The following is a 1579-nucleotide window of genomic DNA, read 5'->3' as shown; positions in this document are numbered from 1 at the left end:
CGCTGCTTCGACCGGGGGTGTAGTTGAAGACTCCCGGGGGAAGCCCCGCCTCCCGGAAGAGCTCGACCAGCTGCCAGCCGATCACCGAGGTCAGCCCCGAGGGTTTGAAGACGACGCAGTTCCCGGTGACTACCGCCGCCGAGGCCATCCCCATACTGATGGCCAGGGGGAAGTTCCACGGGGAGATAACTGCGGCAACACCCCTTGATTCGTAGAAGTAGTGATTCAGTTCCCCCGGCACATGCCCTACCCTGCGCGGTTCTCCCAGCCGGACCATCTCCCGGGCGTAGTATTCGAGGAAGTCGATAGCCTCGGTGACATCGGCATAAGCCTGGTCCCACTGCTTGCCGATTTCCAGCACCTGCCAGCTCGCGAGATCGAAGATCCTCTGTCGAGCAGCGGCCGCAGCCTTGACCAGGTAGCCTGCCCTCACTTGGGGATCGGTATCGCGCCATGCCGGGTAGGCAGCCTTGGCGGCCGCGATGGCCTCGCCAACCTCCTTCGTGCCGGCCTGGCAGACAACACCGACTGTCTCGGACGGGTCGGCGGGATTCAAGGAGGCGATGGTGTCGCCGGTCTGGATCTCTTTTCCGTTGATGAAGAGGGGGTAGGTGCGGCCAAATCGCTTTCGTACCTGGGCGATCTCTTTCGGAAACCCTGCCCGGAAATCGGCCCTGGTGAAATCCACCATCGGCTCATTGTCGAAAGGTGCCAACCCTCCCGCCCCCTTCCCCGCCTGTCTTGGCTTGGCGGCGATCGCGTCTCTCTCCCGCTCGGCCTTCACAGCCGGGTCCTCCAGCAGCTTCTCGATCTCGGCCTCCTCCGCGAAGCTTTGCCGCAGGAATGACTCGTTCGCCGTGTTCTCCAGAAGTCGCCGCACCAGGTATCCCATCCCGGGAACCAAGTCCCCGTACGGGCAGTACAGCCGGATGCGGCCGGCGACCTTCAGTATTCCTTTCCGAACCGGCTCCGCCATCCCGTAGAGTACCTGGAACTCGTAGCGCTCATCCGGCACCTTCAACTGGGCGGCCAGCTCCATTACGGCTGAAATCGAGCGGATGTTGTGGGAGGCACAGGCGAAGTGGCAGACGCCATGATTCTCGAGGATCATCCTCGACAGGCGCTCGAAAGCGGCATCGGTCTCGGCCTTGATGGTCCAGACCGGGATCTCCCAGCCGCTCTGTTTGGCCCTGACCGTCTCGTAATCCCAGTAGGCCCCTTTCACCAGGCGGATCGAAATCCGCAGATCGTTGGTCTTTGCCCAATTCAGTAAATCCTCGAGGTCGCGGTCCGTATCCTTGAGATAGGCCTGGAGCACCAGGCCCAGGTGAGGATAGTTGCGGTATTCGAGTTTCAGCCTGCGGTAGAGCTCTAAGGTGATGTCCTTATGCCGGTAGCTCTCCATGTCGATACAGAGGAAGGCATTCATCTCAACCGCCTTGCTCGCGATCCGACGCAGCCGGGCCAGGATCGCGGTCACCGAGCCTTCGAAGTCCTGGGGATTGGCCAGGCAGAAGAGCGCGGTAGGCTTCACGGCGATGTTGACCTTGGGAGCATGCCCCCAGTCCAGCTTCGACTC

At 61.9% G+C, this 1579-nt stretch carries 1 protein-coding gene; it reads right to left on the bottom strand.

Annotated elements, in window-relative coordinates; genetic code table 11:
* The coding region (locus AC11W3_RS08620; protein ID WP_484092836.1) for a bifunctional proline dehydrogenase/L-glutamate gamma-semialdehyde dehydrogenase at positions 1-1579 on the bottom strand (1579 nt) is incomplete at both ends.

The organism is Geomonas sp. (genome assembly GCF_056994735.1).
The sequence above is the reverse complement of the archived record's forward strand: the minus strand, read 5'-3'. Positions and strand labels throughout refer to the sequence as shown.